The organism is Rhizobium sp. BR 314, assembly GCF_047445805.1.
In the GTDB taxonomy this organism is placed as follows: Bacteria; Pseudomonadota; Alphaproteobacteria; order Rhizobiales; family Rhizobiaceae; genus Rhizobium; species Rhizobium lusitanum_B.
In genome coordinates, this window is record NZ_JARWLA010000006.1 from 239,059 (window position 1) to 253,447 (window position 14,389).

Genomic DNA, 14,389 nt, shown 5'->3' on the forward strand with positions numbered 1-14,389 from the left:
GGCTTGAGGCCGATCCTACTGCCGCTGCCGCCCGAGCCAGGCGTCCAGGCCTTTGGCTGCCATTCGTCCGGTGGCAAAACAAGCGGTGAGGAGGTAGCCACCCGTCGGAGCCTCCCAGTCGATCATTTCTCCGGCCGCGAAGACGCCGGGAAGCTTCCTTACCATATAATTGTCGTCCAGCTCGCTCCAGCGGATGCCGCCGGCTGACGATATGGCCTCGGCAATAGGCCTTGGTCTCAGCAATGGAATGGGCAAGGCCTTGAGCAGGCGAGCAAGATCTTCCGGTTGCGAAAGGGCAGGCGGCCCGACAAGCTCACGAACAAGGCCAGCCTTCACGCCTTCTATTCCGGCAGCCTTGCGCAGGCGGTTGGACAGGCTGGCTTTCGGATCTTGTCGCGCCAGATCGCGAGCCAGCCGTTCGGTGGTGCGGCCGGGCGCCAGATCGATGATCAGCGCGGCACTGTTTTCATTGGCTAGCCGGTCGCGGAGTGCGGCGGCATGCGCATAGACGAGGCTGCCCTCTATACCCGTTTTTGAAATGACGAATTCGCCGGGAAATGTTCCGGCCTCGGAGGTCGCCGTAACGGCCTTCAGCGGCGCACCGGCGAAACGGTCCCGGAATGCTTCACTCCAGGCAACCTCAAAGCCGCAATTGGCCGGTTGAAAGGGGGCGATGTCGATTTTCCGGTTGCCAAGCCAGTCGACCCATGCGGCGTCCGAGCCCAATCGGGGATAGCTGGCTCCGCCGAGCGCGAGCAGCATGGCGTCACATTCGACCAAGCTTTGGCCCTGCCGCGTCTCGAACACCAGTCGCTCATGGGTGAAGCCGGACCAGTGATGCCGCGTCAGGATGCTAACGCCCCGTGCCTCCAGCCGAGCGAGCCAGGCGCGCAGCAGTGGCGATGCCTTCATCACCTTCGGAAAAACACGGCCGCTCGACCCGATGAATGTTTCTGTTCCCAAATCCTCGGCCCAGGCTCGGATATCGCTTGGCTTGAAGCCATCCAGAGCGGCGCGCAGCCGCTGTGATGCCGTGCCAAAGCGATCGGCGAAAAGTGCGAAGTCTTCTGAATGGGTGATGTTCAGCCCGGATTTGCCCGCCAGCAGGAATTTGCGCGCGACGGTCGGCATGCTGTCATATACCGTTACGCGATGGCCGGATGAAGACAAGACTTCTGCCGCCATGAGCCCGGCGGGGCCTCCGCCGATGATTGCGATATGCTTCTCAGCCATGAGCCATCCGATGTCCGTTCCTATACGTTCTCTATGGCTGGCTCGGCAGCGAAAGCAAGATCGCCGTTTTCATTTCTCGACGAAATCCGCACCCCAGCGGATTGTGAGCCGGGTCGATATCCACATTTCAATCGATATAACTGTCCAGTTACTACGGCTGCCAAATGGCGAGGGACTGTCAACTTGCGCGATGATCGGTTACTTATCGGCGACAGGAAGGGTCGCCGAGGCCTTCAGAGACGTCGCCAGGAGCCATGATGCCGGAAGCCAGAACTGTAAAGCGCCGCACGAAGAGCGAGGACTCTGCAAGGGCGGATCAGGCATCCAGCAGTTCATCGGAACGGCCCCGTCTCAGGGATGCGGAGCGCACCAGCAAGGCGATCCTTGCGGCGGCAACGAAGGAATTTGCCGAGCGCGGCTATGGCGGCGCTCGCGTCGACGCCATTGCGGAGCGCGCCAAGATCAACAAGCGCATGCTCTATCATTATTTCGGCGGCAAGGATGCGCTCTATGTTGCCGTTCTGGAAGGCAGCTACATCGCCATCCGCTCGGCTGAGGCACGGCTCGATCTGTCCCATCGCTCGCCCGCCGACGGTATGCGGGAGCTTGTCGTCTTCACTTGGCAGTATTTTCTGGATCACCCTGAATTCCTTGGTATTCTCAGCACTGAGAACATGCACAAGGCCCGCTTCCTCAAACGGTCGGCACGCATTTTCGAATTGCACTCGCCGTTGGTTTCCGAGATTTCCGGCTTGCTTGATCGAGGATCTGCCGCCGGCGACTTCCGTCCAGACTGTGATCCCGTCAAGATCTATATGAGCATCGCGGCGCTCGGCTCCTTCTTTCTGACGAACCGCTGGACGCTTTCGACGATCTTCCGGCGCAACCTTTCCGACAAAGCCGAGATCGATGCCTGGGGCGAACATATCGTCGACGTCATCTTCGCCTATCTGCGCCCTTAAGCGCCCTTTCGCTGCAAGCCCGACATCTCCACCGACCTGCACTACGACCATTGACCTAGGCCGTTGACAGCACCGCTTCGCCATGTCAGTTATGTAACTATATAGTTATTTACGGGAGGAATGACTCTAATGGCGACGAAGTCGATCGGTATCATCATGCACGGTATTACCGGCCGCATGGGCTACAATCAGCATCTGGTGCGTTCGATTCTGGCGATCCGCGAGCAGGGTGGGGTTCTGTTGGCAAACGGCGATCGGTTGATGCCCGAGCCGGTACTTGTCGGCCGCAACGCCGAAAAGATCGAGGCGATTGCGCACAAGCACGGTCTTTCGAAGACGACGACCGATCTCGACGCCGCTCTTGCCGATCCGAACAATGCGATCTTCTTCGATGCCGGTTCGACGCAGATGCGCGTTGAGCTGCTTGAGCGGGCAATTGCGGCCGGCAAGCACGTCTATTGCGAAAAGCCGATTTCCGAGACGCTGGAAGAGGCACTTTCGGTTGCCGCTTCCGCGGAACGCCGAGGCGTCAAGAACGGTGTGGTGCAGGACAAGCTGTTCCTGCCAGGCCTGCGTAAGATTGCCATGCTGCGCGACAGCGGCTTCTTCGGCAAGATTCTCTCGGTGCGCGGCGAGTTCGGATACTGGGTCTTCGAAGGCGATTGGGGTGTGAAGGCACAGCGTCCCTCCTGGAACTATCGGAAGAAAGAGGGCGGCGGTATGATCCTCGATATGCTCCCGCACTGGCGCTATGTGCTCGATAATCTGTTCGGCGAGGTCCAGTCCGTCAGCTGCCTCGGCGCGACCCATATCCCAAGCCGCGTCGATGAGAACGGTAAGACCTATGTCGCCGATGCCGATGATGCCGCCTATGCCACCTTCGAGCTCGAAGGCGGCGTTATCGCCCATATCAATTCCTCCTGGGCGGTTCGCGTGCGTCGCGACGATCTCGTCACCTTCCAGGTGGACGGCACGTATGGTTCGGCCGTCTGCGGCCTGATGCGTTGCTGGACCCAGCATCGTGTCAATACGCCGAAGCCGGTCTGGAACCCTGATCAACCGCAACCGATCAACTTCTTCGACACCTGGGACGAGGTGCCCGACACGCAGTTTTTCGACAACGGCTTCAAGGCGCAGTGGGAGCAGTTCCTGTGCCATGTCGCTGAGGATGCGCCGTGGAAGTTCACGCTTCGCGAGGGCGCCAAGGGCGTGCAGTTGGCGGAACTGGCGCAGCAGAGCTGGGCCGAGCGCCGCTGGGTCGATGTACCTGCACTTTCTGCTCTCTAAGGAGTCGACATCATGACGAGAAGCCTTCGCTTGCCAATAGCCGGTGGCAAGCTTGCCGCTTTCGCGCTCACCAATACGCCGGTGAGCGCTCCGCTGAAACCGGCGGGTGGTCATCAGTTCAATCGTGTCGCCTATGCCGCAGCTCACGTTGTCGTCGATCCCTTCGCAGACAATGATCCCTGGCTTGACCGCAATATCGACTGGGAACGTACGATCGCATTTCGCGAATATCTCTGGGATCTCGGTCTCGGCGTCGCGGAGGCGATGGATACGGCGCAGCGTGGCATGGGTCTCGACTGGGCTGGCGCCCGGGAGCTGGTCGCCCATGCGCAATCGGCGGCGCGTGGTCGACCGGATGCGTTGATTGCCTATGGCGCCGGCACGGACCATTTGCCGCCAGGGCCTGAGGTCACGATCGACGATGTCATTCGCGCCTATGAGGAGCAGGTTGCCTATGTCGAAGGGCAGGGTGGTCGCATCATCCTGATGGCAAGCCGGGCGCTTGCCGCCGCCGCCAAAGGCCCAGACGATTATGCCCGCGTCTACGACCGCATTCTCGGACAGGTCAAGGAGCCGGTGATGATCCACTGGCTCGGTTCGATGTTCGACCCGGCACTTGCAGGTTACTGGGGATCGACGGATGATATGCAGGCGATGGAAACAGCCGTCGCGATCATCAATCAGAACGCCGCCAAGGTCGATGGCGTCAAGATCTCGCTGCTGTCGGCCGAGAAGGAAATCGTCATGCGCCGCCGGCTCGATCCGTCGGTGAAGATGTATACGGGTGACGATTTCAACTATGCCGAACTGATCGCCGGTGACGATCAAGGCTATTCGCACGCGCTACTCGGCATCTTCGACGCGATCGCGCCTGCCGCAAGTGCGGCGTTGGCGAAACTTGCCGCGAACGATCTCGATGCGTTTCAACAGATTTTGGCGCCGACTGTTCCGCTGTCGCGTCACATCTTCAAGGCGCCGACACGCTTCTACAAGACCGGCGTCGTCTTCCTGGCCTATCTCAATGGCTTCCAGGACCATTTCCAGATGCTTGGCGGCCAGCAGAGCACGCGCTCCATCGTGCATCTCTCCGAGCTTTTCCAGCTGGCGGATGCGGCCTGTGTTTTGCGCGATCCGGATCTGGCGGTGCGTCGGATGAAAACCATCCTTGCCACCGTGGGCGTCGAATAGTGGACAAAGGATTGGGGAGGAGCATCGCAATGACAGTCGAGGGACTATCCATCAATCTGGCGACGGTGCGCCAGCAGTATGATATGCGCCAGGCGGTTGAAGCCTGTCTGAAGCAGGACATCGTCGCGATCGCGCCCTGGCGCGATCAGGTTCACAAGATAGGTCTTTCCGAAGCTGCCAGGATTGTTGCAGACAACAAGCTCAAGGTCACCGGGCTTTGCCGAGGCGGCATGTTTCCGGCTGTTGATGCCGAGGGCAGGGCGGCGGCAATTGACGACAACAAGCGGGCCATCGACGAAGCGGCTGCGCTGAACGCCGATTGCCTCGTTCTTGTAGTGGGTGGTATTCCGGCAGGATCGAGAGACATTGCTCACGCCCGTGAGATGGTGGCCGACGGTATAGCTGCGATCCTGCCGCATGCACGCAGCTCCGGCATTCCTCTCGCGATCGAGCCGCTGCACCCGATGTATGCTGCCGACCGTGCCTGTGTGAACACGCTCGAACAGGCGCTCGACATCTGCGATCTCCTGGGCGACGGCATCGGTGTTGCGATCGACGTCTATCATGTTTGGTGGGACCCGAAGCTTCATCAGCAGATTGCTCGCGCCGGTGCCGGTGGCCGGATCCTCGCGCATCATATCTGTGACTGGCTAGTGCCGACGACGGACCTGCTTCTTGACCGCGGCATGATGGGCGACGGCGTCATCGACCTCAAGGGCATCCGTGTCGAGATCGAGAAGGCGGGCTTTTTCGGGCTGCAGGAAGTCGAAATTTTCTCCCAGAGCAACTGGTGGACGCGACCGGGAGAAGAGGTTTTGTCCACCTGTGTCGAGCGTTTCCGCAGCGCCTGCTGACGCGGGAGGGCCTGGAACGAACCATCAAGAAAGCCGGGCCACGAATGGCCCGGCTTAATTGCAAAGCGTTGACGTAATGGCTTATTCAGCCGAAACGATCTTGCCGTCTTCCCACTTGAAGAGCGAGAAGCTCTGCGAAGTCAGGTCGCCGGTTTCGCCATAGGTAACCTTGCCGATGGCGGTATCGATAGCTTCGCCCTTCTTCAGAGCGGTAACGACTGCGTCGGCGCTGTCAGCCTTACCGGCCTTCTCGATGCCAGCCTTTAGCACCTGTACGGCGGCATAGGCGTTGAGCGTGAAGGCTTCAGCCGGGATGTTGCGTGCCTTTAGGGCAGCAACTGCGTCCTTTGAGTCCGGGTTCTTCAGCGCGTCGGACGCGTTAGTGAAGATCGTGCCGGCAGCCGAGCTGTTGGCGATTGCCCAGTACTCTGTGTTGGAGAGGCCGTCGCCGCCGATGATCTGTGCCTTGACGGAGATGTCATGCAGCTGGCGGGCAAGGAGGCCGGCTTCCGGATGATAGCCGCCGAAGTAGATGACTTCGACGCCAGCCTGCTTCAGCTTCGCCGTCAGGGCGCTGTAGTCCTTTTCACCGGGGGTAAGGGAGTCGTCAACCACTTCGGTCACACCACCCTTGTTGAGTGTCTCCTTGAAGGCTTTCGACAGGCCCTTACCATATGCGCCCTTGTCGTCAAGGATGGCGATTTTCTTGTCCTTGAGGTTCTTCACGACGTAGTTGGCGGCGACCGTGGCCTGCTGGTCGTCGCGGCCGCAGGTGCGCAGGATGTTCGTCAGACCGCGATTGGTCAGATCCGGAGCCGTTGCAGTCGGCGTGACCATCAGGATGCCGTTTTCGGCGAGCGCATCGGAAACCGGGATGGCAACGCCCGACGTAACCGGGCCGACGACGAAGTGGATGCTGTCGCCGACGAAGCCGTTCGCGACGGAAACACCCTGCTTCGGGTCGCCGGCATCGTCGCCGAGCTTCAGAACGAGCTTCTGGCCGAGAACGCCGCCGCTCTTGTTGATTTCGTCAACGGCGGTCTGTGCGCCATTCTTGACCTGTTCGCCGTAAGCGGCGACCGGACCGGTCAGCGGCGCGATAAGGCCGATCGTGATGTCTGCATGTGCGAGAGGTGCGAAGGCCAGCGAAGCGACGAAGGTCGCGGCCGTCAGTGTCTTCAGACTCATATTATCTCTCCTTGGATGGGCGCGGCAGCGCCCTTTGAACCCCCCTAGCCTGCCTCGAAGCGCAAACTGCCGTAAGTGCTCCCTGATAAGACAGGACTGGCATCGAAGCCGATGATCGCTTTCGGTCATTTTTGACCTGGAAAGCGTTCATAAGAGTATTTCCTCTAGGAATGTTGCGACGATTCCGCAAGAAAATAACCGTCGCGGCAGCAATTTTGACGATTTTTCGTGTCGTTTTGACGAGGGATGGTTGTTGTATCCTTTTCGTCAACACCTACCTGAAACATCGGTCGGGTACGGTGGCTCGAAAGGTCGATACGGCCGCCCCTCGAACCGGAGAGACCGAGGCGCCGATCGGCACCGAAAATGCCGAACGACCTGATCCGCGACGAGGAGCCGGATGTCCGCATGACCGAAAATGATGTTGCGAAAGCCTATCTTGACCTCTGGCACCTCTCTCTTGATGGCGAGCCGATTGTGACGCATTCGAGTAAGCTCTTCCCGGTGCGGCGAAATGGCAAGGCGGCCATGCTCAAGTTTGCGGTCGCGCCCGAGGAGAAATTGGGTGCGGCGCTCATGGTCTGGTGGAACGGTGTCGGCGCCGCGCATGTTCTCGAACATCAGGGCGATGCGATCCTGCTCGAGCGTGCAACCGGCGAGCGGTCTCTGATCGACATGGCCAGAAATGGCGGAGATGACGAGGCAAGCCGCATCATCTGCCGGGCCGTCGAAGGCCTTCACGCCCTGCGTGGGTCGCTTCTGACGTCGCTGATCCCGCTGGCACATCGTTTTCGTTCGCTCGAAGAAGCGGCCGACCGCGAAGGCGGTGCCTTCGTGCGATCTGCAGCCATCGCCCGTGCGCTGCTGGCAGAGCCTATCGATATCGTTACGCTGCACGGCGATGTTCATCACGGCAATTTTCTGGACTTCACAGGGCGTGGCTGGCTCGCGATCGATCCGAAGGGCCTCGTTGGTGAACGTGGCTTTGACTATGCCAACCTCTTCTGCAACCCGGACCATTCGGTCGCCACCACGCCCGGCCGTCTCGCGCGCCAGGTCGATGTCGTCATCGATGCGGCGCGGCTCGAACGTCGACGCCTGCTGCAGTGGATTGTTGCCTGGGCAGGTCTTTCGGCCGCATGGTTGATCGAGGATGGCTTGGACGAGCATATCAGGCCGACCTTGCAGATCGCCGATATTGCTGCTGCGGAACTCGACAGCATTGCTGTCTAATGGCTCAGAGCGTCGTGCCAGGCTTGCCGGTAACGCTCCAAGCCGCGAAGTTCGGCGCGGATCGGCGCGTTCTCCGCTGATGCAGGTGGGCGGATACCCGTCAAAAGGGCAGCTCCCTGGCTGGTTCCGGTCGAACCCGGCAAGGCAATGACCTCCCTTGTCGTGACTGCGGAGAGGGCGGTGAGATAGGCGCGATTGAAGGCAAAGGGACCTTCGACGAAGATTGGCCCTTTTGCGCCAATCAAAGTGAGGCAGGCTTCTGTCATCAGCGCAAGGTAGAGACTGACGGCGGCAAGCTGCTCTGCCTGATCCGTCGCGTCGCCGATCCAGCGTCTGGTCCTGCCCGGAAAGGGGCCGGATCCTTCGACCACGTTGGGCAGCAGCATGAGGCCTTTTTCGATCACCCTTTCAAGCGCAACCTCGATGGCATCGGTTGGCGCCGTGCCGATCTCTGCCGCCAGGATCTCGAACTCGCGGCCGCCCATGAAACGAGCCGACGGCACGGCGCGGCCATAGGCATCGACATTGGCAAGTATGTCGCGTTTGGGATCGAGATGTTCGAGATCGCCGCCGACCCCGAAACTGATTACCCATGTTCCCGTCGACACGACGGCGAAAGGTGCTTCGTTTTCGATCAGATGCGGTAGCAGCGATGCGTTGGAATCGTGAATGCCGCAATAGACTGGCACCGGCTCCACAAGGCCGATTTGCCCGGCAAGTTGAGGCAGGATTGGCCCGAGAGCGTCGAATGCTGAGCGTACCGGCGCCATCAGTGCGCGAATGCCAAGCCTGGCGACGAGGGATGAATAGTCTCCGCTCGTCGGATTCCAGAGGTCGGTATGGCATCCGAGCGAGGTCATCTCGTTGGCGGCAGTGCGGGTCAAGCGAAAGGCCCAGTATTGCGGATAGGTCAGAATGGTTGCTACGCGCGCAAATTCCTCGGGAAATGCGTTTTTCTGGTAGTGGATCTGCGCTCCGACATTCAGGCCGCCAGAGAGGCTTGGCGAGAAGGTTTCTGCAAATGCTGGTCGAAACTCGCCATAGGCCTGCTGAATGGGAAGAGGGTAGGTGTGTTCATAGTCGAGAACCGGCAGTGCGAGATTGCCATCGGCGTCGAGGAGCGCCATCGACGCGCCATGCGTAGTAATGGAGATCGCATCGAAACCGGGAACAGTTGCAAAATCCTTCAGGGCTTCGATGATAAAGGACCATAATCTTTCGATATCATAGTGCGGATAGAGGCCGGTCTTCACGACGCTGTTGCTGGTTTTGACACCAGCGATTTCGCCGCCCGTTTCGGCCTCCAGCACGACAACCTTGGCATTGGTCTTGCCGATGTCGATCACGGCGATATGCCGGTAGGCTTTCGTGTTGGTCATGGCAGATGGAAGACCGTGACGAGATCGCTCTGGACGGGCGAATTGTCGGGATTGGTCGCCATGATGTCGGCCATGTGTGCCCACCATTTCTTCATGACAGGATGCTCTGGCAGGCTCGCCATGGTGTGATCCTTTGGCCGTGTCAGCACGCCGAAAAGCGTGTTCGTCTCGCGGTCGAGATGGATGGAATAGTCGCTCGCTCCCGCCTGATGCAGCAATTCGATCAGCTCGGGCCAGATTTCGTCGTGGCGTCTTCTATACTCCGCTTCCATGCCCGGAATGAGCGTCATCTTGAAGGCGTGGCGTTCGAGAGCTGATGTCATTTGGAGCTCATGGTCCTGATGCGCCGGGCAACGATCGGCAGCGCGATGGTGATGATGAGGAGAAGGCCGATGAAGATCGACATGACGATGCCCGGCACGTTGAGCAGGCCGAGGCCGAAGGTGACAAGGCCCATTACGAAAGCGGCGATGACGACCCCACCGATCGTACCTGAGCCGCCGAGGATCGACACTCCCCCAAGCACAACCATCGTCACCACCTCCAGCTCCCAGCCAAGCGCGATCGAGGGTCGAGTCGAGCCAAGGCGCGAGGTGAGGCAGACGGCGGCGATGCCGCTCATGATGCCCGTCAGAAGAAACAGGATGAACTTCACCCGCTCGACCGGAATGCCGGAGAAGCGCGCGGCGAAGTCATTGTTGCCGATCGTATAGACCTGCCGCCCGAAATTCGTCGCGTGCAACAGGATTGCAAAAGCGATCGCAAGCACAATGAACAGCACGAATTCGAAGGAGAAGACCCAGACAACATAGCCTTGGCCGAAATAGGCGAAGCTATCCGGGTAGTTGCCATAGGCCTGGTCGCCGAGCACGATATAGGAAATGCCGCGAAACAGGCTCATCGTGCCGATGGTAACGACGATCGACGGCAGCTTCATCACGGAAACAAGGAAGCCGTTGAAGATGCCGCAGACGAGGCCAACGCCGAGACCGATCGCGACAAGGCCTGATGTGCCGACGCCTAACTGAGCCGCTGCCCCCATCGCCGTCGAGGCAAGCGCAATGATGGCTGCGACTGACAGGTCGATTTCACCTGATATGACGAGCAGTGCCATGGCAAAGGCGATCATCGCCTTTTCGGTGAAGTTGAAGGTGGCGTCCGAAAGGTTGAAGGGATCGAGGAAATAGGGCGAGGCCAGCGAATTGAAGATGAAGATCGCGACCGCAACCCCGAAGAGCAGCGTTTCCCAGCTCGACAAGATGCGTTTAAAAGGAGTGCCGAGGCGATCCGGAATGGCGCGCTTTTCCGCCGCTGCCGCTTGCAAACCGTTGCTCATGCGATTGCTCCCTCACTGGCGGTGTCTTTTGCGGCCTGATCCCGGAGGATGATGCGGCCGCGGTTGCGTTCGCGGCGGGCGTTGAAGACGACGGCTAGGATGATGACGGTGCCTGAGATTGCCATCTGCGTGAACGGCGAGATACCGATCACCGGGAGCGCATTCTTGATGACGCCGAGGAACAGCGCGCCCAGCACTGCGCCAGCGACTGAACCGACGCCGCCTGCAATCGAAATGCCGCCGATGACGCAGGCCGCCACGCTATCGAGCTCGAAACCGTTGGCGATGTCGACATAGGCGACGGCATAGCGCGACACCCAGAGATAGCCGCTCAACCCGGCGAGTGCACCGGAGAGAACGAAGGCGAGGAAGCGGGTCCAACCAACATCGATGCCGGCATAGATCGCCGCGACCGGATTGCCGCCGCTCGCATACGCCGAGCGGCCGAACTGGGTATGGCGCAGCACCAGATACATCGTCAGCATGATCGCGATGCCGATCCAGGCAAGCACCGGCAGCCCAAGAAGCGGCGTGCGCGGTACATTGAGGAAGATCGGTGTGAACTGATGCGCATTGACCCATGCGCCGCCCGACAACACGAAGGCCATGCCGCGATAGATTGTCAGGGTACCGAGTGTGACGACAATCGGCGGGATTTCCAGTGCCCAGACGAGATAGCCATTGATGGCACCGAGAACGGCGCCCATCAGGATTGCCATCACGATCAATGCGGCCAGCGGGACATCGGGATAGGCTGCATTCAGCATCGCAACCGCCATCCCCGTCAGCGCCAGGTTGGCGGCGACGGACAGGTCGATCGATTTCGTGAGGATCACCGTCATTTGGGCGAGGGCCAGGATGATGAGGATCGACGTGTCGTTGAAGATATTGGCGAGATTGGCGGGTTCGGCAAAGCCGGCCGCGCGCGTGGCGAAGCCGGCGATCATCACGGCGATGATGATGGCGAGCAATGTTTCGCGCTTTTTGAGGATGCGTGGCATCCTGTCCTCCCTTGAGCATTATGCAGCCGGGTGGCCTCACCTGGCGTCGCATAAATGCGGCAAAAACAAACAGTACGAGCGTTCTGGCTGATCGAAGAAATGCCAAAACGTTCTATGCGTTGCCCGTCGCGGCACGCACCAGAGCTTCCGGCGTCAGCCCCTCGCGCTCGAACAGGCCCGCGGACAGGCCTTCCTTCATGACGAGCACACGATCCGACATGCCGAGGATCTCTGGCAGTTCGGAGGAGATCATGATGATGCTGAGCCCTTCGGCCGCAAGCTCGCTGATGAAGCCGTGGACGGCGGCCTTCGAGCCGATATCGATGCCCTTTGTGGGCTCGTCGAGAATGATGATCTTCGGCTGTGTCGCCAGCCATTTGCCGATGACCACCTTCTGCTGGTTGCCGCCTGAGAGCGTGCCGACGGGCACGGACAGGGCGGCTGCACGAAGATCGAGCCGTTCAGCATATTTCCGGGCGAGGGCGAACTCATTGGCAGCCTTCAGGAAGCCCTTGCGCGAGGTGCGCCCGAGCGACGGGAGCGACATATTCTGATAGATCGGCATCGGTAGCGCCAAGCCGTGGCGGCCACGCTCTTCTGGCACGTAGACGATGCCCGCGCCGATGGCGTCCTGCGGCGACCGCACCTGGATTTCCTGACCGTCGAGCGTCAGGCGACCTGAGAGCGGCTTAGTGATGCCGAAGAGCGATTGGCAAAGCTCCGAGCGTCCGGCGCCGATGAGGCCGTAGACGCCAAGGATCTCGCCGCGTCGCAGCCTAAAGGAAATGTCGCGAAACTCCGTGCGGTGACAGTATTTCTCCACCTCGAGAACCGTGCCGCCGATGGTCACCGGCACCTTCGGGAAAGCGTCCTTGACGTCGCGACCGACCATCATGCGAACGATCTCGTCCTGTGGCGTTGCTTTCAGATCGCCGTGACCAACGGCCCGACCGTCGCGGAAAACGACAAAATTATCGGCGATTTCATAGAGTTCATCGAACTTGTGGCTGATGAACAGAATGGCTTTGCCCTTCGCCTTTAGGCCTTCCACAATACGGAAGAGATCGTCGATCTCCTTGCGCGAAAGTGCGGCGGTGGGCTCGTCCATGATGACGATGCGGGCCTCGATCGACAAGGCGCGCGCGATCGCTACAAGATGGCGTTGCGCAATGGAGAGGTCCTTCAATCGAATTGTCGTATCGATGGCACTTTCAAGGGATTGAAGTAGCTCCTTCGACCGGCTGTTCATCGTCTTCCAGTCGATGGTGCGCCAGGACGTGCGCGGTGCATGACCGAGGAAGATGTTTTCGGCAACGGTTAGCTCGTCGAAGAGCACCGTCTCCTGATGAATGGCGGTGACGCCTGCATCGATGGCGGCCTGGGCATTGGCGAAAGTTGCCGGCTTGCCATTGACGAGAATTTCTCCCTCGTTCGGACGATAAATGCCGGTCAGGATTTTGACTAGGGTCGATTTGCCCGCGCCGTTCTCGCCGATCAGAGCGGTGACCTTGCCGGGGTAAAGCGAAATGCTGACGCCATCCAGCGCTTTCACACCGGGGAAGATCTGGGAAATGCCGCGCATTTCCAGAAGGGCCTGACTGTTCGCGGCAGGTGCGTCCGCTAGGGGTCGTTGAAGGACTGTGGTCATCAGCAATGTACCGGATCAATGAAGCCAGATCCGGCGGCTGACGCCGCCGGAGAGGTGCGGATGCTTGTTTCGATCAGAAAACCTTGGAGAACTGATCGATGTTCGACGCGTTGTAGACGAACGGATCGGCCATGGCGGCTTCGCCGTTTTCGCCAACCTTGATCTTGCCCATACGGCCGGCATTGATCTCGCTGCCCGGCTTGCCGTCGGTCTCGCCCTTGACGAGGCGATAGGCGATCTGCGTTGCGGAATAGCCGAGATCGATCGGGTTCCAGATCGCGAATTCCTTCGTTGCGCCGGACTTGATCGCGCCGGCCATCTCGGACGGCAGACCAAGACCGGTCACGTAGACCTTGCCGATCTTGCCGGCATCCTTGACGGCCTGCGACGCGGCGAGTACGCCGACGGTGGTCGGAGCAACGATGACCTTGACTTCCGGATGCGAGGTCAGGAGGCCCTGGGCTTCACGATAGCTCTTGTCCGAGAGATCGTCACCATAAACGGTCGTGACGAGGTTGAGACCCGGGAAATCCTTGAGCTGCTTCTTCATCTCGCCGATCCAGATGTTCTGGTTCGTCGACGTCGTCGTCGCAGACAGGATGGCGAAGTCGCCCTTGCCGCCGTCAAGATGATCCTTGGCGAGCGTCAGGCACATCTTGCCGATCAGCTCGTTGGATGAGGGGTTCAGCTGCAGGATGCGGCCGGCCTTGGCAACGCCGGAATCCCAGGAAATGACCTTGATGCCGCGCTGAGTGGCCTTCTTTAGTGCCGGGACGACTGCATCGGGATCGTTTGCGGAAATCGCGATGGCGTCGACGCCCTGCGCGATCAGCGAATTGATCACTTCGATCTGGCCTTCGGCCGTGGTCGAGGTCGGGCCGGTGTAGATCACCTGCACGCCGCCGAGATCCTTGGCAGCTTCCTGGGCGCCCTTGTTGGCGGCTTCGAAGAAGCCGTTGCCCAGCGACTTCACCACGAGACCGATCTTGATGTCCTTAGCACTGGCCGCGCCGGCAAAAAGCGTTGCGGCGAGCGCAACGCTGATCGCCAATTTCTTTGCAATATTCATGTCACTTCCTC

At 59.9% G+C, this 14,389-nt stretch carries 13 protein-coding genes; 5 read left to right on the forward strand and 8 right to left on the reverse strand.

Going from position 1 to position 14,389, the window contains the following annotated elements:
• Nucleotides 1-15 precede the first annotated feature (15 nt).
• On the reverse strand, nucleotides 16-1,233 hold the full coding sequence (locus QD461_RS11335; RefSeq protein WP_414087851.1) for a TIGR03862 family flavoprotein: 1,218 nt from the start codon (nucleotides 1,231-1,233) through the stop codon (nucleotides 16-18).
• A 257-nt stretch (nucleotides 1,234-1,490) separates the two neighbouring features.
• On the opposite strand from QD461_RS11335, the gene QD461_RS11340 reads away from it, so the two are divergent.
• From QD461_RS11340 to QD461_RS11355, 4 genes are all read left to right on the forward strand, one after another.
• Nucleotides 1,491-2,195, forward strand: a complete 705-nt coding sequence (locus tag QD461_RS11340) for a TetR/AcrR family transcriptional regulator (protein ID WP_414087852.1) — start codon at nucleotides 1,491-1,493, stop codon at nucleotides 2,193-2,195.
• 129 nt (nucleotides 2,196-2,324) lie between these two features.
• The gene (locus QD461_RS11345; RefSeq protein WP_414087853.1) at nucleotides 2,325-3,482 is read left to right on the forward strand and encodes a Gfo/Idh/MocA family protein; all 1,158 of its coding nucleotides are present in this window, start codon (nucleotides 2,325-2,327) and stop codon (nucleotides 3,480-3,482) included.
• Between the two features lie 12 nt (nucleotides 3,483-3,494).
• Nucleotides 3,495-4,670, forward strand: a complete 1,176-nt coding sequence (locus tag QD461_RS11350) for a dihydrodipicolinate synthase family protein (protein ID WP_414087854.1) — start codon at nucleotides 3,495-3,497, stop codon at nucleotides 4,668-4,670.
• Between the two features lie 29 nt (nucleotides 4,671-4,699).
• Nucleotides 4,700-5,524: a sugar phosphate isomerase/epimerase family protein gene (locus QD461_RS11355; RefSeq protein WP_414087855.1), complete on the forward strand. Its 825-nt coding sequence runs from the start codon at nucleotides 4,700-4,702 to the stop codon at nucleotides 5,522-5,524.
• Nucleotides 5,525-5,605: 81 nt separating this feature from the next.
• Here QD461_RS11355 and QD461_RS11360 read toward each other — a convergent pair whose 3' ends face one another.
• Nucleotides 5,606-6,712, reverse strand: a complete 1,107-nt coding sequence (locus QD461_RS11360; RefSeq protein ID WP_414087856.1) for a branched-chain amino acid ABC transporter substrate-binding protein — start codon at nucleotides 6,710-6,712, stop codon at nucleotides 5,606-5,608.
• A 408-nt stretch (nucleotides 6,713-7,120) separates the two neighbouring features.
• Between QD461_RS11360 and QD461_RS11365 the strand changes: the two genes are divergently transcribed.
• Entirely contained in the window at nucleotides 7,121-7,945 is an 825-nt protein-coding gene (locus tag QD461_RS11365) for an aminoglycoside phosphotransferase family protein (protein ID WP_414087936.1), read from the forward strand.
• Here QD461_RS11365 and QD461_RS11370 read toward each other — a convergent pair.
• The 6 genes from QD461_RS11370 to rhaS form a co-directional block, all read right to left on the reverse strand.
• Nucleotides 7,942-9,324, reverse strand: a complete 1,383-nt coding sequence (locus QD461_RS11370) for an FGGY-family carbohydrate kinase (RefSeq protein WP_414087857.1) — start codon at nucleotides 9,322-9,324, stop codon at nucleotides 7,942-7,944. The two genes, QD461_RS11365 and QD461_RS11370, sit on opposite strands and share 4 nt — an antisense overlap.
• Complete coding sequence (gene rhaM / locus QD461_RS11375; RefSeq protein ID WP_414087858.1) at nucleotides 9,321-9,647, reverse strand: L-rhamnose mutarotase; 327 nt, start codon at nucleotides 9,645-9,647, stop codon at nucleotides 9,321-9,323. Before rhaM ends, QD461_RS11370 begins: the two co-directional genes overlap by 4 nt.
• Complete coding sequence (locus QD461_RS11380; RefSeq protein ID WP_414087859.1) at nucleotides 9,644-10,660, reverse strand: ABC transporter permease; 1,017 nt, start codon at nucleotides 10,658-10,660, stop codon at nucleotides 9,644-9,646. The genes rhaM and QD461_RS11380 overlap by 4 nt, the downstream gene beginning before the upstream one ends.
• A complete protein-coding gene (locus tag QD461_RS11385; protein ID WP_414087860.1) occupies nucleotides 10,657-11,661 on the reverse strand; it encodes an ABC transporter permease in 1,005 nt (334 codons plus the stop codon). Before QD461_RS11385 ends, QD461_RS11380 begins: the two co-directional genes overlap by 4 nt.
• A gap of 112 nt (nucleotides 11,662-11,773) precedes the next feature.
• Nucleotides 11,774-13,309 carry a sugar ABC transporter ATP-binding protein gene (locus QD461_RS11390; protein ID WP_414087861.1) on the reverse strand — a complete coding sequence of 512 codons (1,536 nt, stop codon included), beginning with the start codon at nucleotides 13,307-13,309 and terminating at the stop codon, nucleotides 11,774-11,776.
• A gap of 73 nt (nucleotides 13,310-13,382) precedes the next feature.
• Nucleotides 13,383-14,378, reverse strand: coding sequence for a rhamnose ABC transporter substrate-binding protein (gene rhaS / locus QD461_RS11395; protein WP_414087862.1), 996 nt, complete (start codon nucleotides 14,376-14,378; stop codon nucleotides 13,383-13,385).
• Between the last annotated feature and the right edge of the window lie 11 nt (nucleotides 14,379-14,389).

Excerpts from the sequence above, each read along its gene's own strand:
- QD461_RS11335 (WP_414087851.1), bottom strand. The coding sequence starts at position 1,233 with ATGGCTGAGAAGCATATCGCAATCATCGGCGGAGGCCCCGCCGGGCTC.
- QD461_RS11340 (WP_414087852.1), top strand. The coding sequence starts at position 1,491 with ATGCCGGAAGCCAGAACTGTAAAGCGCCGCACGAAGAGCGAGGACTCT.
- QD461_RS11345 (WP_414087853.1), top strand. The coding sequence starts at position 2,325 with ATGGCGACGAAGTCGATCGGTATCATCATGCACGGTATTACCGGCCGC.
- QD461_RS11350 (WP_414087854.1), top strand. The coding sequence starts at position 3,495 with ATGACGAGAAGCCTTCGCTTGCCAATAGCCGGTGGCAAGCTTGCCGCT.
- QD461_RS11355 (WP_414087855.1), top strand. The coding sequence starts at position 4,700 with ATGACAGTCGAGGGACTATCCATCAATCTGGCGACGGTGCGCCAGCAG.
- QD461_RS11360 (WP_414087856.1), bottom strand. The coding sequence starts at position 6,712 with ATGAGTCTGAAGACACTGACGGCCGCGACCTTCGTCGCTTCGCTGGCC.
- QD461_RS11365 (WP_414087936.1), top strand. The coding sequence starts at position 7,121 with ATGACCGAAAATGATGTTGCGAAAGCCTATCTTGACCTCTGGCACCTC.
- QD461_RS11370 (WP_414087857.1), bottom strand. The coding sequence starts at position 9,324 with ATGACCAACACGAAAGCCTACCGGCATATCGCCGTGATCGACATCGGC.
- rhaM (WP_414087858.1), bottom strand. The coding sequence starts at position 9,647 with ATGACATCAGCTCTCGAACGCCACGCCTTCAAGATGACGCTCATTCCG.
- QD461_RS11380 (WP_414087859.1), bottom strand. The coding sequence starts at position 10,660 with ATGAGCAACGGTTTGCAAGCGGCAGCGGCGGAAAAGCGCGCCATTCCG.
- QD461_RS11385 (WP_414087860.1), bottom strand. The coding sequence starts at position 11,661 with ATGCCACGCATCCTCAAAAAGCGCGAAACATTGCTCGCCATCATCATC.
- QD461_RS11390 (WP_414087861.1), bottom strand. The coding sequence starts at position 13,309 with ATGACCACAGTCCTTCAACGACCCCTAGCGGACGCACCTGCCGCGAAC.
- rhaS (WP_414087862.1), bottom strand. The coding sequence starts at position 14,378 with ATGAATATTGCAAAGAAATTGGCGATCAGCGTTGCGCTCGCCGCAACG.